The organism is Hydrogenophaga intermedia (assembly GCF_000723405.1).
GTDB classification, from domain to species: Bacteria; Pseudomonadota; Gammaproteobacteria; order Burkholderiales; family Burkholderiaceae_C; genus Hydrogenophaga; species Hydrogenophaga intermedia.
Genome location: NZ_CCAE010000001.1, coordinates 252,165 through 275,688, shown reverse-complemented (window position 1 = coordinate 275,688; position 23,524 = coordinate 252,165). Strand labels below are relative to the sequence as shown.

Here is a 23,524-nt window from a genome sequence, read left to right as displayed (position 1 = left end):
CGGCAACGGTCGTTGGCGTGCGGGGGTGCAGGCCGAACTCAACGCCGCGCGTTAAGGGCGTTCCGTGCGAGCGTTCAGTGCGCGTCGGCCGAGGCGGGCGCCGCCCCGGGCGGGGCGCGCAGCCGCCGGTACAGCAGCCCGCGCGACACCCCCAACTGCCGCGCGGCGCGCGCGATGTTGCCCCCGCAGGCCGCCAGCGTTTCCGTGATCACGCGGTCGCGGTGATCGTCCAGCGTGGAGGAGGGCGCCACGTCGGTGCTCGGCGCTTGCGGTGTGACCTCATCTGCCTGAACCGATGGCGCGCCCGTGGCCACCGCGCGATTGAAGTCCACACCGTCGGCGCTGCCGATGTGCGCCCGCACCCAGACCGTGAGCCCGTTGGGCAGGCGCAGTGCCTGTGGCTCCCGGGCGCGGTGCAGCGCCAGCAGATCCCCGAAGGCCAGCCCGAAGACCTCGTCCACCGGCGGGTGGGCCAGCGCGTTCGCGCCAGTTAGCCGCTGCGCCACCGGGTTGAGCCAGGCGAGCTGGCCGTTGACGTCCACGCCTGCCAGGCCTTCCAGCGGCGTGCCCAGCACGCGCGGACTGGCCTGGAACTGCAGCACCAGGTGCGCGGGTGATTGCAGGCGCAGCAGCCGGTTCTCGATGGTGCTGGCGTACAGCGCCACCAGGCCCGCCGCGTCGAAGCCGAAGGGCGAGCCTTCGATGGACAGGTCGAGCACGCCGGCCAGGCGGCCGTGCACGTCGCGGATGGGTGCGGCTGCGCAGTGCAGGGTCTGCAGCATCTCGTGGAAGTGCTCGGCGCCGTGCACGGTGCAGGCGCTGGCCACGCGCGCCACGATGCCAGGCGCCGTGGTGCCGATCTCGCCCTCGGCCAGGTTCACGCCCACGCGGCTGCCCGCGTCCAGCAGGGGCTGCGGCGCCGTGCCCAGCGGCGCGCTGGCGTGGATGACCACGCCCTGGCCGTCGGTGAGCAGCACGCGGCAGCTGGTGCCCAGCAGCGCCGCGGCGAGTTGCTGCAGGTCCTCGTTGCCGGCCGCCAGCAGCTGCTGGTTGCGCGTCAGGCAGGCGTGCATGCGGCTGCGCGTCACCGGGTCGAAGCTCACGGCCTGGCGTGCGTCGCGGCGCGCGGCGGTGCAGCGCATCCACGACTGGATGACGGCCTCGTTCACCAGCCCCGTGGGGCGCTCGCCTTCGTCGAAGAAGCGCTGGCGCGCCAGCGCCGTGCGCTGCTCGGCGGTCTGGAAGAACAGGGGGCGGGCGGGTTCGGCCATGGGCAAGCTCCGGGTGCGTCGAGGGCAGTATCGAACGCGCGCAAAACCATCGCGCTGCGGGAAATCCCTGCGCCACGCGCCACTCTGTTCCACCGTGGAACAAAACACTTGAGGGAAATCCCGGGGGTGCTGCGCGATGGCCGGCTGCGGAACATGGCCCCCATGGCATCCGTGTTCCGGGGGGATGCGCGAGCGCACCGACGACCCCACACGCCGGCCCGGAACGGCACAACAGGAGACAACATGAACACCCATTCGCTCGCCGCGCGCGCCGCCCCCAGGGCGTTCGGCTTGTCGCTCGGCTTGTCCCTCGGCCTGGTGCTGCTGCTGGCCACCGCGCCTGGTGCGTTGGCCCAGCAGGCGTCGCCGGTCAAGGGATCGGCCGCGCACATCGGCGCGGTCACGAAGAAGGTCGATGGCGCCTTCGTGCGCAGCAATGCCCGCGCCACGCCCGACTGGCCCAGCCACGGCCTGGACTACGCCGAGACGCGGCACTCGAAGCTCGACCAGCTCAACGCCGGCAACGTGAAGGACCTGGGCCTGGTCTGGTCCTACAACCTGGAGTCCAACCGCGGCGTGGAGGCCACGCCGCTGGTGGTGGACGGGATCATGTACGTCACCGCCTCCTGGAGCATCGTGCACGCCATCGACGTGCGCACTGGCAAGCGCATCTGGACGTACGACCCGCAGGTGCCGCGCGAGGGCGGTTTCAAGGGCTGCTGCGACGTCGTCAACCGCGGCGTGGCCCTGCACGAAGGCCAGGTGTTCGTGGCGTCGTACGACGGCCGCCTGATCGCGCTGGACGCGGCCACCGGCCAGAAGCGGTGGGAGAAGGACACCATCATCGACCGCAAGTTCAGCTACACCATCACCGGCGCGCCGCGCGTGGTCAAGGGCAAGGTCATCATCGGCAACGGCGGCGCGGAGTACGGCGTGCGCGGCTACGTCACGGCCTACGACGCCAAGACCGGCGAGCAGAAGTGGCGCTGGTTCACCGTGCCGGGCGACCCGTCCAAACCCTTCGAGGACGAGTCCATGGCCAAGGCCGCCAAGACCTGGGACCCGGCCGGCAAGTGGTGGGAGGCCGGTGGCGGCGGCACGGCCTGGGACGCCATGGCGTTCGACCCCGACCTCAACCTGCTCTACATCGGCACCGGCAATGGTTCGCCGTGGGCGCACAAGAAGCGCAGCCCGGCCGGCGGCGACAACCTGTACCTCGCGTCCATCGTCGCGCTCAACCCCGACACCGGGAAGTACGTGTGGCACTACCAGGAAACGCCCGGCGACAACTGGGACTACACCTCCACGCAGCCCATGATCCTGGCCGACCTGACGCTGGACGGCAAGAAGCGCAAGGTGGTGATGCACGCGCCCAAGAACGGCTTCTTCTTCATCATCGACCGCACCAACGGCAAGTTCATCTCGGCCAAGAACTTCGTCGACGTGAACTGGGCCACCGGCTACGACAAGAACGGCCGCCCCATCGAGACCGACATCGCGCGCGTGGCGGATCGCCCTCGCGAGATCATCCCCAGCGCCTACGGCGCGCGCAACTGGCACTCCATGTCCTTCAATCCCAAGACCGGGCTGGTGTACATGCCGGTGCAGGGTGTGCCGATTTCACTCGTCGACAACAAGGACTGGAAGTTCAACGCCGTGCGCCCCGGTGAGCCGCACAGCGGCATGGGCTGGAACATGGCCATGTTCGCCAACGTGGAGCCGCCCACCAGCAAGCCCTTCGGCCGCCTGGTGGCCTGGGACCCGGTGAAGCAGGCGCCGCGCTGGACGGTGGAGCACGTCTCGCCCTGGAACGGCGGCACGCTCACCACCGCGGGCAACCTGGTGTTCCAGGGCACGGCCGATGGCCGCTTCGTGGCCTACAACGCCAGCAGCGGCGAGAAGCTGTGGGAGACGCCCACCGGCACCGGCGTGGTGGCCGCGCCCATGACCTACCTCGTCGACGGCAAGCAGTACGTGTCCATTGCCGTGGGCTGGGGCGGGGTCTACGGCATCGCGGCGCGCGCCACCGACCGCCAGGGCCCGGGCACGGTCTACACCTTCGCGGTGGGCGGCAAGGCGCCTGCACCGGAGTTCGTGGCCTACCGCATGAGCCAGCTCGTGCAGGGCGTGAAGTACGACCCGGCCCACGTGCCCGAGGGCACCGCGCTGTACGTGAGCAACTGCGTCTTCTGCCACGGCGTGCCGGGCGTGGACCGCGGCGGCAACATCCCCAACCTGGGCTACATGGACTCGGCCTTCATCGAGAACCTGGACAAGTTCGTCTTCAAGGGCCCGGCCATGGCGCGCGGCATGCCCGACTTCACGGGCAAGCTCAGCGCGGACGACGTGCAGAAGATCAAGGCCTTCATCCAGGGGACCGCGGACGCGATACGTCCGAAGAAGTGAACGCCCCCGCTGATGCTCAGCCCTTCGCGCGGCTGAGCATCAGCTCGGTGTTCGCCTTGCGGTCCGCGTTGAGCTTCTGCACCGTGGGCCGCTCGCCCAGGCGCTTGAGGTAGTCGCGCACCGGCAGGTCGGCCAGGAAGTCGCGGCCGTAGATGATCTTGGTGGCGCTGCTCACCAGCGGCAGGTGCACCGCGCCCGCGCAGTCGGCCAGGGTGAATTCGTCGCCCGCGAGGAAGGGCGAGAAGGTGGTCAGCCTGGCGAAGCCGGCGATGTTCTTCTCGAGCTGCGGCGCGATCTTTTCCTTCGCGCTGTCGCTCACCTTGCCGCCGAAGAAGGCCTCGGGGTAGAGGTTGCGCGCCACCAGCTCCAGGTGCAGCTCCAGGTAGCGCACCAGCTCGCGCACCTTGGCGGCGGCGAAGGCGTCGGCCGGCAGCAGGGGCGGGTGCGGGTAGGCGTCTTCCAGGTACTCCAGGATCACCGTCGATTCCGACAGCGCGCCCTGGTCCGTCTTGAGGTACGGCACCTTGCCCAAGGGGCTGCAGGACTTGTCGGTCTCGCCGATCCAGGCCAGCTCTTCCTCGAAGGGGATGCCTTTTTCCAGCAGCGCGAGCCGCACCTTGTTGTAGTAATTGCTGGCCGCGAAGCCGCAGAGCTTGAGCATGGGACTGTCTCCGGTGGTCGTTCGAAACGGGCGATCGTGGACCCGGTGCGCGGGCGGCGCAAGGCCCCCGGCGTCACCGGCGAGACCCCCACCCGTAGAATCCCGCCCCATGTTCCTGCACCGCTGGCTGCGCCGTGGCACCGCGTGGATCGCCCTCCTGGCGGTCTGCTTCGGCGCGTTCGCGCCCGCGTTGTCGCAGGCCGCGCTGCAGGCCCGTGGCGCCGACGCGGGCCACTGGGTGCAGATCTGCAGCGCCAGCGGCATCACCTGGGTGCGCGCCGATGCCGGCGACGGTGCCGATGGCCATGCGAGCGACACCGCCATGACCTGCCCCTGGGGCGTCATCGCTGGCGGCGCGGCCGGCCAGCCGCCGGCCCATGCGCTGGCCCTGCCCGACGCGGGCCCGCAGCCGCTGCCCTTGGCCCAGGCCCAGCTCGGCTGGGACGCCGCGCCCAGCACCCACGCCCACGCACGTGCCCCGCCCCGGGGGATCTGAGCCGTTCGCTCGTGGCCGTGGCCCCAGGCCTGCGCCGCGCTCCTCGCCTTTCAGATCCGGATTCCCCATGAAACACTTGTTCATCGCCTCTTCCATCGCCATCGCCGCCACCACCTGGGCCCAAAATCCCGTGCCCTCTGTGAAGGTGCAGGACGCCTGGGCCCGCGCCACCGTCGGCGCGCAGTCCGCCACCGGTGCCTTCATGAAGCTCACCGCACCGCAGGCCACGCGACTGGTCGAGGTGCGCTCGCCCGCTGCCGGCATCGTCGAGGTGCACGAGATGAAGCTCGATGGCGACGTGATGCGCATGCGCGCCGTCACCGCGCTGCCACTGGCCGCGGGCCAGACCGTGGAGCTCAAGCCCGGTGGCTACCACGTGATGCTGATGGACCTGAAAGCGCCCGTGAAGGCCGGCGACACCGTGCCGCTCACGCTGGTGTTCGAAGGCGCCGACGGTCAACGCCAGACGCAGGACGTGAAGGCCACGGCCCGCGCCCTGGGTGGCGCGCCCGCCGCACCGGCCGGCGGTGGCGCCCACGGTGGTGGCCACGGCAAGCACTGAGCCGCACCCGCGAGGCCTTCCCATGTCCTTCTCGCCCGACGCCCCGGGCGCGGACGCGCCCGCGCGCGTCCGCGTCGACCTGCGTTCCAAGCTCCACCAAGTGGCCTGGCGCTGGCACGCCATCGCCGGCCTGCTGGTGATGCCCTTTCTGCTCACGCTCGCCCTCACCGGCGCCGTGATGGTCTTCTACACCGGCTTCCAGACCCGCCTGGGGGCCGACCCGCGCGTGGTGCCTTTGCCCACCGTGCAGCCGGTGAGCGCCCAGGCGCTCGCCGCGATGTCGGAGGTGCCCGATGGCCGGCTGCGCACCTACGTGGCGCCGCGCGCGGACGACCGAGCCGCCTGGTTCGTCATTGAGCGCGACGGCCAGACGCTCGCGGCCGCCGTCGACCCCTACCGCGCCACGGTGCTGCACTGGGTGGACAAAGAGAACACGCCCTTCGCCTGGGCGCAACGCATCCATGGCACGCTGCTCATCGGTGATCTCGGCGACCGCCTGATCGAGATCGCCGCCTGGGCCGCGCTGATGATGCTGATCACCGGCCTGGTGCTGTGGTGGCCGCGTGGAGGCCTGACCTGGCGCTCGCGCTTGTGGCCCGACGGGCGTGCACGCGGCCTGGGCTGGTGGCGGTCGCTGCACGGCAGTCTGGGCCTGTGCACGGGCGGGGTGCTGGTGGTGTTTCTGCTCAGCGGCCTCACCTGGACCGGCATCACGGGCGGGAAGTGGCTGCAGGCCTGGGGCAGTTTTCCCATCGAGCAGTCACGCGCCGTCCCACTGTCCCACGAGCCCCATGCGGCGCTCAACACCGCCGGCCTGCAGGAGGTGCCCTGGGGTCTGGCGCAGACGCCGCTGCCGGCATCAGGGTCGGCTGAAGGCGCTGATGGCCTGGCCGCCGGCGCGCCGGTGGACCTGGACAGCGTCGCGGCCTTCGCCCAACGCATCGGCTTCAGCGGCCAGCACCAGATCGCGCCGCCGCGCGACGAACGTGGCGTGTACACCATTTCCGCCAACACCATGAGCGGCGACCTCGGCCAGCCCACGGGCGACCGCACTGTGCACGTGGACCGCTACAGCGGGCGTGTGCTGGTCGACATCGGCTTCGCCGACTACGGCGCCATGGCCAAGACCATGGCCGTGGTGATCGCCCTGCACCAGGGCGACATGGGGTTGTGGAACGCGCTGCTCAACCTGGCCGCCTGCCTGGCCGTGGTGGCGCTGTGCGTGGCGGGCGTGGCGATGTGGTGGCTCCGCAGGCCAGGACGCGTGCGAACGGGGCCGTCAGCCCGGCGTGAGCGGCACGCCCGGCGCGGGAGGTGAGGAGGCCGCGCCGTTGCGCTCGAAGGTGACCACGTGGTCCACCTCGGCGCGTATGCCGATCCACTCGCCCACCGCGTGGTTGTGGTGCGAGGGCACATGCGTCATCAGCGTCTCGCCGCTGGCCAGACGCAGGGTGTAGAGGAACTCCGAGCCCCGGAACGCCTTGCGCACGATCTGCGCCTTCACCGGCGCGTCGTCGTCGTGCACGATGTCGTCGGCGCGCAGCAGCACGTCGCACAGCCCGGCCTCGTAGGCGCTGGGCAGCGGGCATTCGTCCATGTCCTGCAGTGGGCCCAGCGGCGTCTGCACGGCCACCTGGCCATCGTGGTGCAGGATCTGCGCGGGCGCGAACACGCCGTGGCCGATGAACTCGGCCACGAAGCGCGTGGCCGGGCGGTGGTAGAGCGCGTAGGCCTCGTCCCACTGGTGCAGCCGGCCCTCGTGCATCACGCCGATGCGGTCGCCGATGGCGAAGGCCTCCAACTGGTCGTGCGTGACGAACAGCGCCGTGGCGTTGGCGGCTTTCAGGATGCCGCGCACCTCGTGCGCGAGCCGCTCGCGCAGGTCCACGTCGAGGTTGGAGAAGGGCTCGTCCAGCAGCAGCAGGCGCGGGTTGGGCGCCAGCGCACGGGCCAGGGCCACGCGCTGCTGCTGGCCGCCGGAGAGTTCGTGCGGATGGCGCGCGCGCAGGTGCTCCAGACCGACGAGGCGCAACACCTCGCCCACGCGCGCCTCGCGCTGCGCGCGCGGCAACTGGTGGATGCCGAAGCCCACGTTGGCCGCCACGTCCAGGTGCGGGAACAGGGCGTAGTCCTGGAACACCATGCCGATGCGCCGCCGCTCGGGCGGCACGTGCAGGCCCGGGCTGCTCACCGTCTCGCCATCGAGCACGATCTCGCCGCCCTGCGCGCGCTCCAGGCCGGCCACGGCGCGCAGCAGCGTGGTCTTGCCGCAGCCCGAGGGGCCGATGAGCACGCCGATCTCGCCCGCCGCCAGGCCGAAGCTCACGCCGTCGACGGCCGGGTGGGGCGCGCCGGCGTAGCGCACCTGGAGTTGCGAGACCTGCAGGAACATGCGGGACATTGTAGATATCTACAATTCTCATTTGCGTTGATGCGGTTGAAGGCCTGAGCCACCGCGCCCATAACGAAATCCCCATTCCATGCCGCGCTGGCCCGCTCAGGTGCTCTTGTTGTCGCTGGCCGCCGTGCTGGTGTTGCCGGTGTTCGCGCTCGCCGCGTCCTGGTTCGGCTTCGACGCCGCCGCGCGGGACGTGCTGCTGCAGATGGCGCAGACCGTGTTGCCCGACTACACGCTCACCTCGCTGGTGCTGTGCGTGAGCGTGGCGATCGGCGTGGCGCTGGTGGGCGTTCTCACCGCCAGCGCGGTCACGCTGTTCGACTTTCCTGGCCGCCGCGCCTTCGAATGGGCGCTGCTGTTGCCGCTGGCCATGCCGGCCTACGTGGTGGCCTACGCCTACACCGACTTCCTGCAGTTCAGCGGCCCGCTGCAGAACTGGATGCGCACCAGCTTCGGCCTGAGCGGGCGCCTGCTGCCCGAGGTGCGCAGCACCAGCGGCGCGGTCTGGGTCTTCACCTTCACGCTCTACCCCTACGTCTACCTGCTCGCGCGCACCGCGCTGGCCGAGCGCGCCGCGCAACTGATGGAGGCCGCGCGCCTGCTGGGCGCGCCGCTGGCCCGGCGCATCCGCACCGTGGCGCTGCCGTTGGCGCGCCCGGCCGTGGCGGCCGGGGTGGCGCTCGCGCTCATGGAAACCCTGGCCGACTTCGGCGTCGCCAGCTACTTCGGCATCCAGACCTTCACCGCCGGCGTCTACAAGGCCTGGCTGGTGATGGACAACCGCTTGGCCGCCGCGCAACTGGCCACGCTGCTGCTGCTGACCGTGGCCGCCTTGTTGTGGGTGGAGCAGCGTGCGCAGCGGCGCATGCGCTTCGCCACGCTGCGTGGCCAGCGCGCCGGCAGCGCCGAGGCGCAACCCGTTCGGCTGCACGGTGCGCGTGCTGCGCTGGCGGTGCTGGTGTGCGCGCTGCCCGTGCTCTTCGGCTTCGTGCTGCCGGTGCTGTTCATGCTGCACCCGCTGATCGGCGGTTGGGACGTGCTGCCCTGGGGCCAGTTCCAGCAGTGGGCGCTCAACAGCGTGCGGCTGGCGGGCCTGGCGGCGGCGCTGGCGGTGCTGATTGCCCTGGCGCTGGGTTTCGCGGCGCGTGCGCGACCCTCGGGACTCACGCGCGGCGTCTCGCAGCTCGTGAGTCTGGGCTACGCCATCCCGGGCGCGGTCATCGTGGTGGGCCTGCTGCTGCCAGTGGGCTGGGTGCAGGAACGCTGGCCCGACGCCGGCGTGGGCTACTGGGTCACGGCCACGGCGCTGGGTATTGTGTGGGCCTACCTGGTGCGCTTCTCTGCGGTGGCCCTGCAGTCGGTGCAGGCGGGTTACGCGCGCATTCCGGGCAGCCTGGACGACTCCGCCCGCATGTTGGGCACCACCGGCACGGCGCTGGCCGCGCGCGTGCACTGGCCGCTGCTCAAGCGCGCCACGGCGGCGGCGGCGCTGCTGGTGTTCGTGGACGTGATGAAGGAGTTGCCCGCCACGCTGGTGCTGCGGCCCTTCAACAGCGACACCCTGGCCGTGGTCACCTACAACCTGGCGCGCGACGAGCGCCTGGGCGAGGCCGCGTTGCCCGCGCTGGCACTGGTGCTGGTGGGATTGATCCCCGTGATCCTGCTCAGCCGCACGCTCCGCCAGCGCTGACACGCCACGTAAGTTCTTGTTGCGGCCCTTGTGCGGCTGCACGCGCGCTGCTTCAATCCCGCGCATGGATCGCACACCCCCTCCCCCCCTGATTGACCGGCGCCAACTCCTGGCCCTGGGCGCCGCCACCGGTGCCGCCGCGCTCATGGCCGGCTGCTCCTTTCCCTCGCTGCCCATGCCGGGCCGCCAGGCCCCTGCGGCCGACCCGGCCTACCGCCGCGCGGCGGCCAGCCACCTCTACCGCCGCTACCCCGACCGCATCTACCAGGGGCGCCTGCCCGCCATGCTCTACGCCATCGGCGTGCTGGAGGTGGTGGTCGAGGGCAGCGGCCGCGTGGGCTCTTTCAAGTGGCTGCGCGCGCCCAGCCACGCGCCCGAGGTGGTGACGCAGATCGAGCGCCTGGTGCGCGACGCCGCGCCGTTCCCCTCGCCGGGCAGTCGCACCAGCTACATCGACACGTGGCTGTGGGACCGCAGCGGGCGCTTCCAGCTCGACACGCTGACCGAGGGGCAACTGCAGGTGTAGCGGGGGAGGGCGCCGCAGGCCCTACCATCGCCCCCCATGGCGATGAACTGGGCCTGGATCGGTCTCTTCACGGTGGCCTTCGCCACCGCCCTGGTGCGCTGGGCCCTGGGCGAGGACGGCATCCTCCCTGCACTGCTCACCGCGCTGTTCGACGGCGCACGCTCCGGCTTCGAGATCTCGCTCGGCCTGGCCGGGGTGATGGCGCTGTGGCTGGGCCTCATGCGCGTGGGCGAGCGCGCCGGCATGATCGAGCTGCTCGCGCGCCTGGCCGGCCCGCTGCTGCGCCGCCTGTTCCCCGAGGTGCCACAAGGCCACCCCGCACAGGGCGCCATGACCATGAACATCTCGGCCAATCTGCTGGGCCTGGACAACGCCGCCACGCCGCTGGGCCTCAAGGCCATGCGCGAGCTGCAGACCCTCAACACCGAACCCGCCGGCACCGCCAGCCACGCGCAGATCATGTTCGTGGTGCTCAACACGGCGGGGCTCACGCTGATTCCCACCTCGGTCATCGCCATCCGCCAGAGCGTGGCGCTCAAGCAGGGCCTGGGCGCGGAGTTCAACGCCGCCGACATCTTCCTGCCCACGCTGCTGGTCACCTTCATCGCGCTGCTGGCGGGCGTGCTGGCCGTGGCGGTGTGCCAGCGCCTGCCGCTGTGGCGCGCGCGGTTTCTGTTGCCGGTGCTGGCCGTGGGCGGTTTGCTGGCCGCCGCCGTTACGGCGCTGGCCCGCCTGCCGGCCGATCAGGCCGCGCGCATTGCCGGCACCACCGGAGCGGCGGTGATCCTGGGCGTGGTGATGCTGTTCATCGTCGCGGGCGCGGTGCGCCGCGTGAACGTGTACGACGCCTTCATCGAAGGCGCGAAGGACGGCTTCGGCGTGGCCATACAGATCGTGCCGTACCTGATCGCCATCCTGGTCGCCATCGGCCTGTTCCGCGCGGCGGGCTGCATGGACTTCCTGCTCGCGGGCATCGGCGCGCTGGTGTCGGCGCTGGGGTTCAACACCGACTTCCTGCCCGCGCTGCCCGTGGGCCTGATGAAGATTTTCTCGGGCGCGGGCGCGCGCGGGCTCATGATTGACGTGATGCAGGCGCACGGCGTGGACTCCTTCGCCGGGCGCCTGGCCGCCATCGTGCAGGGCTCCACCGAGACCACGTTCTACGTGCTCGCGGTGTACTTCGGCAGCATCGGCGTGCAGCGCACGCGCTACGCGCTGGTGTGCGCGCTGTTTGCCGACGTGGTGGGGCTCATCGCCGCCATCGGCATCGGCTACGCGATGCTGCGCTGATCCATGACCCCCACGCTCCGCCGCTGCGCGGGTCGCTGCCCCCCGAGGGGGCTGATCCGCCTTGGGGCGGCCCGGCGGCGGATCGTCAGCCCTTCGGCATTTCCTTCGGCCCGCCGTTGATGCCCCAGGGTGTGCCGAAGCGGTCGGTGACCATGCCGAAGGTCTTGGCCCAGAAGGTTTCTTCGAGTGCCATGGTGACCTTGCCGCCTTCGCTGAGCGCCTTGAACACGCGCTCGGCCTCGGCCGTCGTGTCGAAGGTGATGGCCATCATCGCGCCTTCGATGCCCTTGAATTCCATGCCAGGCGGCGTGTCGCCGGCCATGAGGGTGAAGCCTGGGTGCACCAGGTAGGCGTGCATGACCATGTTCTCGCCGCCGGGCGGGCAGGGCATCTGGTCCTTCAGGTCGCCATAGGTCATGAGCGCTTCGAGCTTCGCGCCGAACAGCTTGGCGTAGAACTTCATGGCTTCGGCGCAGTTGCCGTTGTAGGAGAGGTAGGGGCTGAGCGAGGTCATGCGGGGTCTCCGGAGGGTGGATGAAGGTGAAGGCCCGGCACAGGGCGTGGGGTGGCTTCACGTGCACGACGAACGAGGAGCCAGTGTTTCGACAAGGAGTTAAATGCTGTGCGCTGAACGGTCATATCAAGTGAAGTTTGGAAAGTTATCGAATTTCAATAACTTTCCAAACTTTGCTATAAACGACCCATGGACCCCATCAGAAACCCTTTTGCGCCCGGCGCGGGCACGCCCCCTCCAGAACTCGCGGGGCGCGACGAGTTGCGCGAATCCTTGCGGGTCAGCCTGGAGCGCACCCGCCTCGGACGCCCGGCCAAAAGCGCCATGCTGGTGGGGCTTCGGGGGGTCGGCAAGACCGTGCTGCTGGACCGCATCCGGCAGGATGCAGAAGCCTCGGGCATCCACACCGTGCGGATCGAGGCGCCCGAGGGGCGCTCCTTGCCCGCGATCCTGGCGCCACAACTGCGGCAGGCCCTGTTGCGGTTGAGCCGGCTCGAAACCGCCAAGAACCATGCGGTGAGGGGGCTTCGCGCGCTGGCCGGTTTTGCCAGCAAGCTCAAGGTGACGTACCAGGACATCGAAGTCGGCTACGACTTCGACCCCGAACCGGGCCTGGCCGACAACGGCGACCTCGAGCACGACCTGCAGGCCTTGTTCGAGCAGGTGGGTCTGGCAGCGAAAGCGGCCGGCACGGCGGTAGCCCTGTTCATCGATGAGCTTCAGTACGTTGAAGAGGAACAACTGGCCGCGCTGATCACGGCCATGCACAGGACGGAGCAGAGGCAACTGCCGGTCATCCTGGTGGGTGCGGGGCTGCCGCAATTGCGTGGCCAGATGGGCAACGCCAAGTCGTACGCGGAACGCCTCTTCGAATTCCCCGAAATCGGACCTTTGCCCGACGAGGCGGCCCGGCAGGCCATTGGCCGCCCGATCGAGAACGAAGGCGCCACCATTGATGGCGACGCCGTCGAGCGCATCCTGGCCCTGACGGAGGGCTATGCGTACTTCCTGCAGGAATGGGGCAGCCACACCTGGCTGGCGGCCAGCGCATCGCCCATTAGGCGGCGCGACGTGGCCGAGGCCTCTACCCAGGCCATTGCGGCGCTGGACGAGAGCTTCTTCCGGGTGCGGTTCGACCGCTGCACGCCCAAGGAAAAACGCTACCTGCGTGCGATGGCGGAACTGGGTGCGGGGCCGCACCGCTCGGGCGACATCGCCGCCTGCTACGGCGCCAAGGTCTCGTCGCTGGCGCCTACGCGCAGCGCCCTCATCACGAAGGGCATGGTCTGGAGCCCGAACCACGGGGACACGGCGTTCACCGTGCCCATGTTCGACGAGTTCATGAAGCGCATCATGCCGGGCGAAGATTGGCGCGAGTGAGGCTCGCGAAGCGCGCCTTGCCGGGGAAGAGGGGTGGCGCCCCCGGCAGGAATCGAACCTGCATCTAGCGCTTAGGAGGCGCTCGTTCTATCCATTGAACTACGGCGGCGCGGGGAGCGGCGATTGTATCGGTGGGGCTTCTCGCGCCCCGTCGGGCGCACGGCCTAGTCGTAGCGCAGCGTGAAGATCAGGTCGATCGCGTTTTCGCTGCCCGCCCGCGCGCGCACCGTGACGCGGCGCGAGACGTCGTAGAACATGGACACGGTGCTCAGCGTGCCCGCCAGGCTGCGCTCGTAGCTCAGGTACAGGTTGTCCGCAATCTGCTTGCCCAGCATGACGGCGGCCGAGCTCTCGGTGCCGTTGCCGGTGCTGCTGGAGCTGGTGCCGGTGAAGCTGAGCGTGTCCAGGCCCAGGGCCTGCGCCAGGCCGCCATCCAGCGGGCCGCCGTCGCTGCCGGCCAGCAGGGCCAGCGCGGCCTGCTGCAGCACGGCGGCTTCGGCGCCGGCACCGCTGGCGGGGCGGCCCAGCACCAGCCAGGCGAGCTTCTCGCTGTCGGGCATTTCGGGGTCGGAGAACAGGCGCACGCGCGGCGCCTGCGCGGTGCCGGTGATCTGCACACCCACGCGCTGGGTGGTGTTGGGGCGCACCGCGTCGATCTCGAGCGCGGGGTTGTCGTAGGCGCCGTTGAAGCGCAGCACGCCGGTTTCGATGGCGAGCTGCTGGCCGTAGGCGCGGTAGGTGCCGCGCACGGTGCGCACCTCGCCGACGACGCGTGGCGCGGGGTCCGGCGGGTTGGTGCGGATCTCCAGTTGGCCCTCCAGCCGGGTCTGCAGGCCCTGGCCGCGCAGTTCGAAGGAAGGGCCGAGGTCGACGGTGATGCGCACGTCGGGGATGACGGGCACGCCGCCGCGCCGGTCGATGGGGTATTCGGTGCCTCGCACCACCACGTCGTCGCCCAGGCTGGGCGCCGCTTCGTCGGGCAGCACGATGAGGGCTTCGTCGGCGCGCAGGTTGCCGCGCAGTTGCAGGGCCGCGCCTTCCAGGCGCGCGCGCACCTGGCCGCTGACGGTGACGCGCCGGTCGGGGCGCGAGGAGGCGCGCAGCTTGTCGGCGCTGACGTCGATGGCGATCACCGGCTCGCGCACGGTGGCGCCGTCGCGCTGCACGCGGCGCCACTCGGCGCTGCCCGTGCCTTGCAGCACGCCGCCGCGTTCGGCGCCGCCCCGGCCTTCCAGGTAGAAGCGGTCGATGACGATGCGCTCGCCCGCGAGCGTGGCGCGCAGCTCGCCGCCGCGAAAGACGATGCCGTCGACGAGCGAGCGCAGGGCCAGGTCCTTGGCCTCCAGCAGGCCGCTGAGTTGCGGCGCGGCGCGCGTGCCGGCGACGTTGACCTCGGCGTTCAGGGCGCCGCGCACGCGCCAGCCGGGTGGCGCCAGCACGCTCCACACGCCCACCTCGGGCAGGCTGGCGCGCACGCGGCCCGACAGCGGTGCGTACTCGGGCCAGTGCCAGGCGCCGTGCGTGGCGTCGGGCGGGCCCAGTTCGCTGGTGAAGTCGGCGCTGGCCGTGCCGAAGCGCTCGCTGTCCCAGCGCAGGCTGGCGGCGACGCGCCGGCCTTCGGTGCGCAACTCGAGTTCGGCGGTCTTCACGCCGGCCTGCACGCGGTAGGCGTTGGCGCGCGGGTCGTCGAAGGCGCCGAGGGTCTGGACGGCGAGGTCGCCGCCGCGCCGCTGCAACTGCGCGCTCAGGCGCGGTGGCTCGCTGGCCTGCGCGGGCAGGCTCAGGTCCCAGCGGCCGTCGAACACCAGGTCGCCGCCCAGACCCGCTTCCGCCAGGGCGCCGGTGGGCCGGGTCTCGCTGATGGTGAGCGCGTCGGCCCAGGCCAGGGGCAGGCCGTCGATGCGTCCGCGCGTCTGCAGCGCACCGCCGCGCCAGATGAGTTGGTCCCAGGTGATGTTGACGGGCGCGAGCGCCGCGCCACCGGCGCGGCGCGGCTGCACTTGCAGACTGGCGCCGTCCAGCTCGGCGTCGATGGCGTCGCCGCGCGGTTGCCAGCGCGCGCGCAGGGGCGACTGGCTGCTCATCGCCCATGACACGGCGGCGCCGTTCTCACCGGTGGTTGTGTTGCCAGTGCCATTGCCGTTGCCGTTGCCGTTGCCGTTGCCGTTGGCCTTGCCGGAAGGCGTGGCCGACAGGCTGAGCCGGTTCAGGGCCAGTTGGCCGCGTCGGGCGTCCAGGGGCTGACCGATGAAGCCGAGTTCGCCCGCCGTATCCAGCTCGGCGCGCCAGCCGGAGGATTCGACGCGCGTGCGCAGCGCCACGGCCAGGGCCTCGGGCGGGCCTTGAACGCTCAGGCGCGTGCTGCCCAGGTCCAGCTTCAGCGGCGAATCGCCGGTGCGTTCCAGTTGCAGCCGCTCGGTGCCCAGCGCGAGGTCCAGCCGCGGCGCGGCGGCGCGCGCCTGCGGACCGGGAAAGCCGAAGGCAGCCAGTCCGCCCTGCCAGCGCAGGCGGACCTGGGCCTGGCCCTCTGCCCGCCAGTCGATCAGCGGTGCCAGGGCGGGCTTCACGAACTCGCCCAGCACGGGCGCGTCGGCCAGTGCACGCAGCCACGCCAGCAGTCGCTCGCCATCGGCCAGGGCCAGGTCGAGGTCGCCCTGACCCTGTGCCTGCGCGAGCAGGCCGTTCCAGCGGGCACGCAGACCGGGCAGCGCGACGCTGGCTTCGCCTTCGATCAGCGGGCGCGCGGTGTCGACGCGGCCCTTGGCGTCCACCAGGCCGTCGAGCGCGTCGATGTGTGCCTTGCGCACGGTGAACAGGCCGTGGCCGGGCGTGTCGCCGGGCTGCCAGCGGCCCTGCAGCAGCACCTCGCGCAGGCGCCAGGCCTCGGCCGCGCTGCGCCGGGGCTGGCGGCCGGCGGGCGCCACGCGGGCGTCGATGTCGATGGCCGGACGGGCAGCGTTCGGGTCCACGGCGCGGGCGTCCAGGCGGGCGTCCAGCGCGGCCGGTGCCAGCGCGCTCCAGGCCAGCGCGGGGTTCAGGCCGCTGGCGCGCAGGCTGCCCTGCCAGTCGCCCAGGGCGGAGGCGGCGCCCGGCGCGGGCGGGTCGCGCTGGCCTTGGGCCTGCACGCGCCCACCGGCCACAGTGGCGCTCAGGCGCTCCAGCGTCCAGCGTTCGCCGCTCTGCAGCACCTCGGCTTCGATGGATTCGAGCGGCAGGCGGCGCTTGTCCACCGGACCGGACGATTCGTTGTTCAGGGCCAGACGCGCGCGCCAGTCGGTGCCGTCGGGGCGGGCCTGCGCGGTGCCGGTGAGCGCGGTGGTGGGCGCTTGCGGCCACAGCAGCGCCAGGTTGAGGCGGAACAGGCGCAGGTCGGCCTCGGCCAGGGGCTGTGGGGCCCAGGGCCGCAGGCGCGCGGTGCCGGCCAGGGTGGGCGTGGCCTCGGCGCGGCCCACGGGTTCGATCTGCGCGACCAGATCGAGCGCGGCGTCGGTGCCGGCCAGCGTGCCCTGTGCGGTCGCGCGCGCGCGCAGGTCCAGGCGGCCGCCTTCGGGTACTTCGGCGCTGAGTTCGCCCTCGGCCTGCAGGCGCAGCGGCATGGGGTCTTGCGCACCCAGGGTGGCTTGCGCGGTGTAGCGGCCCTCGGCCCATTGCAGGGAGCGCAGCAGCAAGGTGTGCGCGTCCTCGGTGCCCAGCCCGGGTTCGGCGCGGCCATAGCGGTAGCGCGCTTGCAAACCGCGCAGCGCCAGGGGTTCCTGGCCGGGCAGCAGCAACTCGTCCACCGAGACCGTGGCCTCGATGTCCACCGGCAGCACCAGCGATTGCAGCGGTTCACCGGGGGAGGTCGGGGTGGGCGGGCGTTGGTCGATGATGCGCAGGCGGTCGGCGTGCAGTTCGCTCACCAGCAGGTCGCCGCGCAAGAGGCCGAGCCAGAACAGCCCGCCCAGCGTCAGGCGAGCGCCCTCGGCCTGCACGACCAGGCCGCTCTGGTCCCAGGTGAGTGTGCGCAGCCGGCCGCCGCCGATCAGGCTGCCCTCGACGCCATCGACGCTGAGCTCTCCGGCTTCGGGCGCGTTCTCGGCCTGCCAGGCCAGGCCCCAGTTCAGGGCTTGTGACAGCGAGCCTTCGCTGGCGGCCCAGGCGCCCAGCAACAGGCCGCCCGCCAGCAGCGCGCCCGCGAGCGGTCCGAAGATCCACATGAGGGCGCGGCCGATGCCGCCGGTCACGCCCGGCCAGCGGCGCGCGGGTGGCGGTGCCACGGGCGGGGGCAGCGGGGCGGGAGCGGGCCTGGGTTCGTCCATGGCCGCCTCAGAACACGAAGCCCACGCTCAAGTGCAGACGCAGCTTGCGCACCTCCAGGCCGTAGGCCAGGTCCACCTGCAGCGGTCCCACCGGGCTGTTGTAGCGCAGGCCGGTGCCCACGCCCCACTGGAAGTCGAGGTTCTGCACCCGGTTGGCCACCGCACCGCCGTCGACGAAGAGCACATGCTCGAAGGGCGAGCGCGACACGCCGTCGCCCCAGACCGGGCGCTGCCATTCCAGGCTCACCACCGCCTTGTAGCGCCCGGCGAGCACGCTGCCATCGGGCTGCACCACGCCGATGTCGCGCAGGCCGTAGCCACGCACGGAGGTGTCCCCGCCGGCGTAGAAGAGCTGCGTGTCGGGCACGGGGGTACTGTCTTCGGCGATGACGGCGCCGCCTTCGAGCCGCAGCGCCAGGCGGCCCAGGCGCGTGGGCGGGCGCGCGGTAGGGCGTTCGCCCGGCACGGTGGAGGGCAGTTCGGCCTCGCGGTCGAGCGGGAAGTAGCCGAGCCAGCGCGCCTGCGTGCGCCCGAACGGTTTGCGGGTGATGCCGAGGGTGGTGCCGGCGCCCAGTTCAACCGCCAGGGCGTGGCCGCGGTTGGGCGAGATCGGGTCGTCGAAGCGCTCGCGTGCCCAGGCGTAGTTGGCCGTGAGGGAGGATTCGATGCGCCCCCGGATGCCACTCAGGCGCTCGCTGTCGGTCAGGGTGCGCGCGCGGTCGTACTGCAGGTAGATGCTGCGGTCGTACTCCACGCCCTCCTGCGCCTGCCCGAAGCGGGCCCGCTGGCTGGTGGTCTCCACCTGGTTGTTGTCCAGGCGCGCCATCTGCAGCAGCGAGATCCAGCGCCAGCCTTCATTGTTCAGCGGCGAGGACCAGTCGGTGCTGGCCAGGCTGTCCTGTCGCTCGAAGCGCAGCGTGGACAGGGCGCGCCAGCCGATGCCCGGCAGGCGATTGTGGATGTGCTCCAGCGACAGGCGCGCGCCGTTGTCGGTGCTGGCGCCGATGCCCAGCACCAGCTTCTGCCGCAAGGCTTCGCGCAATTGCACCTTCACCGGCAGCGGCTCGCCGCCCGCGCCGGGCTCCACATAGACGAAGGCGGCGTCGTAGTAGCCGCTGTCGAGCAGGCGCTGCTGGGCCTGCTGCAGTTTGGAGAGGTCGTAGTCGCTGCCGGGCGTGAGGCCGGTGAGGCGCACGATGCGCGCGCTCATCTCGGCGTCGTAGCGCTGCGCGCCATCGATCTCGATCGCGCCGAAGCGCCGGCGCGCGCCGGAGTCCAGTTCCACGTAGAGCCGCGCACTGGAGGACGCGCCGTCCACGTCGGCCAGGCTGCTGCTGATGCGCCCGCCGGGGTAGCGCTCGGCGGTCAGCCGGCGCAGGGCGGCGGACTTGGTGCGGTCCCATTGGTCCTGTGTGAAGCGTTGACCGGTCAGCAGCGCGGCCTCGCGCTGGATGGCCTCGCGCTGCGCTTGTACATCGACGTCGTTGGCGATGTCGCCCAGGAAGCTGATCTGCACGCTTTGCACGGTGGTGGGCGGCCCCGGCTCGACGCGCACGGGAATGCGGCCCAACGGCACCGGGCCTTCCCCGGCGGACGCCACGGCGGCCGGGGTGGGCGGCAGGGTCTCGCCGATCTCGATGCTGGGCGCGAAGTAGCCGCGCGTGGCCAGCAGCTCGCGCGCATTGACGGGCAACTCGCTCAGCAGGCGCTCGAGCTCGGCCGCGTCGAGGCTGCGCTGCTCGCGAAAGCGCTGGATATTGAGATGGCGCAGGAGGAAGTCGTGCAACTCCTCGGGAGCGTCGAGCTCGATGAGGAAGCGTGTCGTGACCGGCGGACGCGCGGCCCGGGCGGTGCGACGGGCTTCGGCGTCGAGGGCACGGGACTCGTCGTCGTCGGTCGCGTCAGGGATCGGCTTCGGCGCGGGCCGGGTGTCCGGCGGGGCGGCGGGAGCGGCCGGCGCCGCTGGTTGGGGCGGTGCCGACGGCGCCACCCCGTCGACCTGCGCCCACGCGGGGGCGCTGCCACACGCAAGCAGGAAAGCAAGCCGCCACGCGGCCCGGCAATGGCGGACCGGAGACAGGAAACGCATTCGCCGATTATTTCGACAGCATGCGCATCGTGTCTTCCAAGCCCTTCAAGGTGAGCGGGAACATGCGTTGCCCCATGAGCTGCTGGATGATGCTGATGCTCTGTCGATACTGCCAGACGCCCTGGGGTTCCGGGTTGATCCACGCAAACTTCGGAAACGTGTGGGTGAGGCGCTGCAGCCACTCGGCGCCGGCTTCCTCGTTGTTGTATTCCACGCTGCCACCGGGCTGCAGGATCTCGTAGGGGCTCATCGTAGCGTCGCCCACGAAGATGAGTTTGTAGTCCTTGTTGTACTTGCGGATGATGTCCCAGGTCGGGAATTTCTCGGCGTAGCGGCGGCGGTTGTTCTTCCACATGAAGTCGTAGACGCAGTTGTGGAAGTAATAGAACTCGAGATGCTTGAACTCGCTCTTGACGGCCGAGAACAGCTCCTCGACGCGCTGGATGTGCTCGTCCATGGTGCCGCCCACGTCCATGAGCAGCAGCACCTTCACGTTGTTGTGCCGCTCCGGGATCATCTTGATGTCCAGGTAGCCGGCGTTGGCGGCGGTGCTTCGGATGGTGTCGGGCAGGTCCAGTTCCAGGTCGTTGCCCTCGCGCGCGAACTTGCGCAGCCGGCGCAGGGCCACCTTGATGTTGCGCGTGCCCAGTTCCTGCGTGTCGTCGTAATCGCGGTAGCTGCGCTGCTCCCAGACCTTCACGCCGCTCTTGCCACCGCCCTTGCCGCCGATGCGCACGCCCTGGGGGTTGACGCCGCCGTTGCCGAAGGGCGAAGTGCCGCCGGTGCCGATCCAGCGGCTGCCGCCCTCGTGGCGCTCCTTCTGCTCTTCCAGGCGCTTGCGCAATGTCTCCATGAGCTCGTCCCAGTCCATCTTCGGCGCGTTCGCCTTTTGCTCCTCGGACAGGATGCGCTCCATCTCCTGGCGCAGCCAGTCGGCGGGGATGGGCTTGGTGAAGTCCGCGATCATCTCCACGCCCTTGAAGTAGGCGGCGAAGGCGCGGTCGAACTTGTCGAAGTGCTTCTCGTCCTTCACCAGCGCGGTGCGCGCGAGGAAGTAGAAGTCGTCCATGCTGCAGGCGTCGGGGTTGGCGGGCCCGACCACGTCGGCCTTGAGGGCCTCCAGCAGGGTGAGGTACTCCTTCACCGACACGGGCAGCTTGGCCGAGCGCAAGGTGTAGAAGAAGTCGATCAGCATGGCGATCTCCCCGGGTTCAGTCGTGCCGCGCCCGCAGGTACAGCAACTGCGCACGCGCCTCGGGCCATTCGCCCGATCGCATGCTGTACATCACGGTGTCGCGGATGGTGCCGTCGCGGCGCAGGGCGTGGCCGCGAATGACGCCGTCCTTCTTCGCGCCCAGGCGTTCGATGGCCTGTTGCGACGCGAAGTTGTAGTTGTCGGTGCGCCAGCCCACCACGTGGCAGCCCAGCGTGTCGAAGGCGTGGCCCATCATCAGCAGCTTGCAGGTGGTGTTGACGTGGCTGCGCTGCGCGCGCCTGGCGTACCACGTGTAGCCGATCTCCACGCGCTTCACAGTCGGCAGGATGTCGTGGTAGCTGGTGCTGCCCAGCACCGCGTCGCTGGCCTCGTCGATCACCGCGAAGGCGAAGCGCTGGCCGTCCTCGCGCATGCGCAGCGCGGCCTCGATGTACTCGCGCGTCTGATCCGGCTCGGGCACGGAGGTGATCCGCAGCTTCCACAGCTCGCCATCGGCCGCGGCCGCGCGCAGTCCCGGCTCGTGGCGCAGCTCCAGCGGTTCCAGCCGCACGCCGCGCTCGTTCAGGACGACCGGCTCGACGAAGGCCATGTCAGCGGTTCCGCTGGTTCATGAACACCAGCTTCTCGAACAGCGTGGTGTCCTGCTCGTTCTTGAGCAGCGCGCCCACCAATGGCGGAATGGACACCTTGTCGTCGGCGCTCTGCAGCGCTTCCAGCGGGATGTCCTCGGCCATCAGCAGCTTGAGCCAGTCCAGCAGCTCGCTGGTGCTGGGCTTCTTCTTGAGGCCGGGCAGGTTGCGCACGTCGTAGAAGGTCTTCATCGCGACCTTGAGCAGATCCTGCTTGAGCTTGGGGAAGTGCACGTCGACGATCTTGTGCATCGTCTCGGCGTCGGGGAACTTGATGTAGTGGAAGAAGCAACGGCGCAGGAAGGCGTCGGGCAGCTCCTTCTCGTTGTTGGAGGTGATGAAGACCAGCGGGCGGTGCTTGGCCTTGATGAGTTCGTGCGTCTCGTAGCAGTAGAACTCCATGCGGTCGAGTTCGCGCAGCAGGTCGTTCGGGAATTCGATGTCGGCCTTGTCGATCTCGTCGATCAGCAGGGCCACCGGCTGCTCGGCCGTGAAGGCCTGCCACAGCACGCCCTTGACGATGTAGTTGTGGATGTCCTTGACCCGTTCGTCGCCGAGCTGCGAGTCGCGCAGGCGGCTGACTGCGTCGTACTCGTACAGGCCCTGCTGGGCCTTGGTGGTGCTCTTGATGTGCCACTGCAGCAGGGGCATGTCCAGCGCCTGGGCCACTTCCTCGGCCAGCATGGTCTTGCCGGTGCCGGGCTCGCCCTTGACCAGCAGCGGGCGCTTGAGGGTGATGGCGGCGTTGACCGCCAGCATCAGGTCTTGCGTGGCGACGTAGTTCTGGGAACCCTGGAATTTCATGAAGGCGACCTCGGGATGGCGGCGCGGGCTGTCCGCGCGCGGGACTCGGGATGTGGCGGGGGGCGCGACGACCGCTCATATAATTCGCGGTTGATCTTTCCCGGCCGTTCTTCATTGTGCTAGCAAAATGACCCCACTGCTGAACCCGCTCGCCCGTACCCTTGTCGCCGCTGCGACGCTGTTCGTTGCTGCCACATCGGCCCAGGCGCAGGGCGTCACCGGTGACGTGGAAGCCGGCCACAAGAAGGCCGAGATGTGCATCGGCTGCCATGGCATCAAGGGCTACCAGAACAGCTTCCCCGAGATCCACAAGGTGCCCATGATCTCGGGCCAGTCGGCGCCCTACATCGTGTCGGCCCTCAAGGCCTACCAGAAGGGTGACCGCAAGCACCCGTCCATGCGCGGCATCGCCGGCTCGCTCACCGAGCAAGACATGGCCGATCTGGCCGCGTTCTATGCGGGCCAGGCCGGCCCGGCCGCGCCGGAGACGGCGGCCACCGCGAGTGCCGACGTCGCCGCGCTGCTGACCAAGGGCGCCTGCGTGTCCTGCCACGGCGCCAACTTCAGCAAGCCCATCGACCCGAGCTACCCCAAGATCGGCGGCCAGCACGCCGACTACCTCTTCGTGGCGCTCAAGTCCTACACGGTGGAAGGCAACCACGTGATCGGCCGCAGCAACGGCATCATGGCCGGCATCGCCAAGCAGTACACCCCGGCCGAGATGCGCGCCATCGCCAAGTACCTGAGCACCGTCAAAGGCGAACTGCAGACCGTGCCGCAGTCGCGCTTCCGCTGATCCGGCGCTTCGCCTTGGTGAAAAAGCCGCTCCATGAGCGGCTTTTTTGTTTCAGTCCTGTGTTGCCCGGCGCCGCACGGCGTCGATGTAGGCCTGGCCATCGGGCGGGCGCCCGGCGCGCTGGCTTTCCCACAGCATGGTGCCCAGGCACTCCATCACCTCGTGGTGCGCGGTGTGCAGGTCGCCCCGGCGCGCGGTGAGGAGTTCCACTGCCTGGCGGATGCCGGGGGGCTGGTCGATGCTGCACTGCTCGCTGATGGACAGGTGCATGGACAGGTGAAGGAAGGGGTTCTCGCGCGCCGCGTCGGGCTGGCTCAGACGCGCCACGGCGGCCTCGGCATCGCCCAGTTCGGCGTGGTACTCGGGGTGCTCGGCGATCCACTGCGCGGCCAGTGTTTCCAGCGCGTCCAGTGGCGCCGCGTCGCGCCGCTTGGCGAACGCGCCGCAGAAGAAGCGGCGCACGTCGGCTTGGGAGGGATTGAACATGGGGCGATTGTC

At 70.4% G+C, this 23,524-nt stretch carries 19 protein-coding genes and 1 tRNA gene; 9 read left to right on the top strand and 11 right to left on the bottom strand.

The annotated features are described in order from the left end of the window. Positions 1-74: 74 nt before the first annotated feature. Positions 75-1,271, bottom strand: a complete 1,197-nt coding sequence (locus BN948_RS01405; RefSeq protein WP_035620025.1) for a helix-turn-helix domain-containing protein — start codon at positions 1,269-1,271, stop codon at positions 75-77. Positions 1,272-1,514: 243 nt separating this feature from the next. On the opposite strand from BN948_RS01405, the gene BN948_RS01400 reads away from it, so the two are divergent. Continuing rightward, positions 1,515-3,677 (top strand): PQQ-dependent dehydrogenase, methanol/ethanol family, encoded by a 2,163-nt coding sequence (locus tag BN948_RS01400; RefSeq protein WP_009517758.1) that lies wholly within the window; start codon positions 1,515-1,517, stop codon positions 3,675-3,677. Between the two features lie 16 nt (positions 3,678-3,693). Here the strand turns inward: BN948_RS01400 and BN948_RS01395 are convergent, their stop codons facing one another. Beyond that, positions 3,694-4,338 (bottom strand): glutathione S-transferase, encoded by a 645-nt coding sequence (locus BN948_RS01395; protein WP_009517757.1) that lies wholly within the window; start codon positions 4,336-4,338, stop codon positions 3,694-3,696. A gap of 109 nt (positions 4,339-4,447) precedes the next feature. Here BN948_RS01395 and BN948_RS01390 point away from each other — a divergent pair, with 109 nt between their 5' ends. From BN948_RS01390 to BN948_RS01380, 3 genes are all read left to right on the top strand, one after another. Further along, positions 4,448-4,834 carry a DUF2946 domain-containing protein gene (locus tag BN948_RS01390; protein ID WP_009517756.1) on the top strand — a complete coding sequence of 129 codons (387 nt, stop codon included), beginning with the start codon at positions 4,448-4,450 and terminating at the stop codon, positions 4,832-4,834. Between the two features lie 67 nt (positions 4,835-4,901). Next, entirely contained in the window at positions 4,902-5,396 is a 495-nt protein-coding gene (locus BN948_RS01385) for a copper chaperone PCu(A)C (protein ID WP_009517755.1), read from the top strand. Between the two features lie 22 nt (positions 5,397-5,418). Further along, positions 5,419-6,714 carry a PepSY-associated TM helix domain-containing protein gene (locus tag BN948_RS01380; RefSeq protein WP_009517754.1) on the top strand — a complete coding sequence of 432 codons (1,296 nt, stop codon included), beginning with the start codon at positions 5,419-5,421 and terminating at the stop codon, positions 6,712-6,714. Here BN948_RS01380 and BN948_RS01375 read toward each other — a convergent pair. Next, complete coding sequence (locus BN948_RS01375; protein WP_050980642.1) at positions 6,676-7,788, bottom strand: ABC transporter ATP-binding protein; 1,113 nt, start codon at positions 7,786-7,788, stop codon at positions 6,676-6,678. The genes BN948_RS01380 and BN948_RS01375 overlap by 39 nt on opposite strands. An 88-nt stretch (positions 7,789-7,876) precedes the next feature. Here BN948_RS01375 and BN948_RS01370 point away from each other — a divergent pair, with 88 nt between their 5' ends. The 3 genes from BN948_RS01370 (at position 7,877) to BN948_RS01360 (ending at position 11,300) form a co-directional block, all read left to right on the top strand. Further along, positions 7,877-9,484, top strand: coding sequence for an ABC transporter permease (locus BN948_RS01370; protein WP_009517752.1), 1,608 nt, complete (start codon positions 7,877-7,879; stop codon positions 9,482-9,484). Between the two features lie 64 nt (positions 9,485-9,548). Next, positions 9,549-10,010: a twin-arginine translocation signal domain-containing protein gene (locus tag BN948_RS01365; protein WP_009517751.1), complete on the top strand. Its 462-nt coding sequence runs from the start codon at positions 9,549-9,551 to the stop codon at positions 10,008-10,010. A 36-nt stretch (positions 10,011-10,046) separates the two neighbouring features. Continuing rightward, positions 10,047-11,300 carry a nucleoside recognition domain-containing protein gene (locus BN948_RS01360; protein WP_009517750.1) on the top strand — a complete coding sequence of 418 codons (1,254 nt, stop codon included), beginning with the start codon at positions 10,047-10,049 and terminating at the stop codon, positions 11,298-11,300. An 85-nt stretch (positions 11,301-11,385) separates the two neighbouring features. On the opposite strand, the gene BN948_RS01355 is transcribed toward BN948_RS01360, so the two are convergent. Continuing rightward, complete coding sequence (locus BN948_RS01355) at positions 11,386-11,814, bottom strand: VOC family protein (RefSeq protein ID WP_009517350.1); 429 nt, start codon at positions 11,812-11,814, stop codon at positions 11,386-11,388. Between the two features lie 189 nt (positions 11,815-12,003). Between BN948_RS01355 and BN948_RS01350 the strand changes: the two genes are divergently transcribed. Further along, positions 12,004-13,194: an ATP-binding protein gene (locus BN948_RS01350; RefSeq protein WP_009517352.1), complete on the top strand. Its 1,191-nt coding sequence runs from the start codon at positions 12,004-12,006 to the stop codon at positions 13,192-13,194. A 34-nt stretch (positions 13,195-13,228) separates the two neighbouring features. On the opposite strand, the gene BN948_RS01345 is transcribed toward BN948_RS01350, so the two are convergent. The 6 genes from BN948_RS01345 to BN948_RS01320 form a co-directional block, all read right to left on the bottom strand. Continuing rightward, positions 13,229-13,303, bottom strand: a tRNA-Arg gene (locus BN948_RS01345). Positions 13,304-13,358: 55 nt separating this feature from the next. Beyond that, positions 13,359-17,492 carry a translocation/assembly module TamB domain-containing protein gene (locus BN948_RS01340; protein WP_009517353.1) on the bottom strand — a complete coding sequence of 1,378 codons (4,134 nt, stop codon included), beginning with the start codon at positions 17,490-17,492 and terminating at the stop codon, positions 13,359-13,361. A gap of 7 nt (positions 17,493-17,499) precedes the next feature. Beyond that, on the bottom strand, positions 17,500-19,482 hold the full coding sequence (locus BN948_RS01335) for an autotransporter assembly complex protein TamA (protein WP_162182736.1): 1,983 nt from the start codon (positions 19,480-19,482) through the stop codon (positions 17,500-17,502). A gap of 106 nt (positions 19,483-19,588) precedes the next feature. Next, on the bottom strand, positions 19,589-20,776 hold the full coding sequence (locus BN948_RS01330) for a vWA domain-containing protein (protein ID WP_009517355.1): 1,188 nt from the start codon (positions 20,774-20,776) through the stop codon (positions 19,589-19,591). Positions 20,777-20,792: 16 nt separating this feature from the next. Beyond that, complete coding sequence (locus tag BN948_RS01325; RefSeq protein WP_009517356.1) at positions 20,793-21,386, bottom strand: GNAT family N-acetyltransferase; 594 nt, start codon at positions 21,384-21,386, stop codon at positions 20,793-20,795. 1 nt (position 21,387) lies between these two features. Beyond that, a complete protein-coding gene (locus BN948_RS01320) occupies positions 21,388-22,230 on the bottom strand; it encodes an AAA family ATPase (RefSeq protein ID WP_009517357.1) in 843 nt (280 codons plus the stop codon). Between the two features lie 127 nt (positions 22,231-22,357). On the opposite strand from BN948_RS01320, the gene BN948_RS01315 reads away from it, so the two are divergent. Further along, positions 22,358-23,026: a c-type cytochrome gene (locus tag BN948_RS01315; RefSeq protein ID WP_009517358.1), complete on the top strand. Its 669-nt coding sequence runs from the start codon at positions 22,358-22,360 to the stop codon at positions 23,024-23,026. 51 nt (positions 23,027-23,077) lie between these two features. Here BN948_RS01315 and BN948_RS01310 read toward each other — a convergent pair whose 3' ends face one another. Beyond that, the gene (locus BN948_RS01310) at positions 23,078-23,512 is read right to left on the bottom strand and encodes a DUF1841 family protein (RefSeq protein ID WP_009517359.1); all 435 of its coding nucleotides are present in this window, start codon (positions 23,510-23,512) and stop codon (positions 23,078-23,080) included. Between the last annotated feature and the right edge of the window lie 12 nt (positions 23,513-23,524).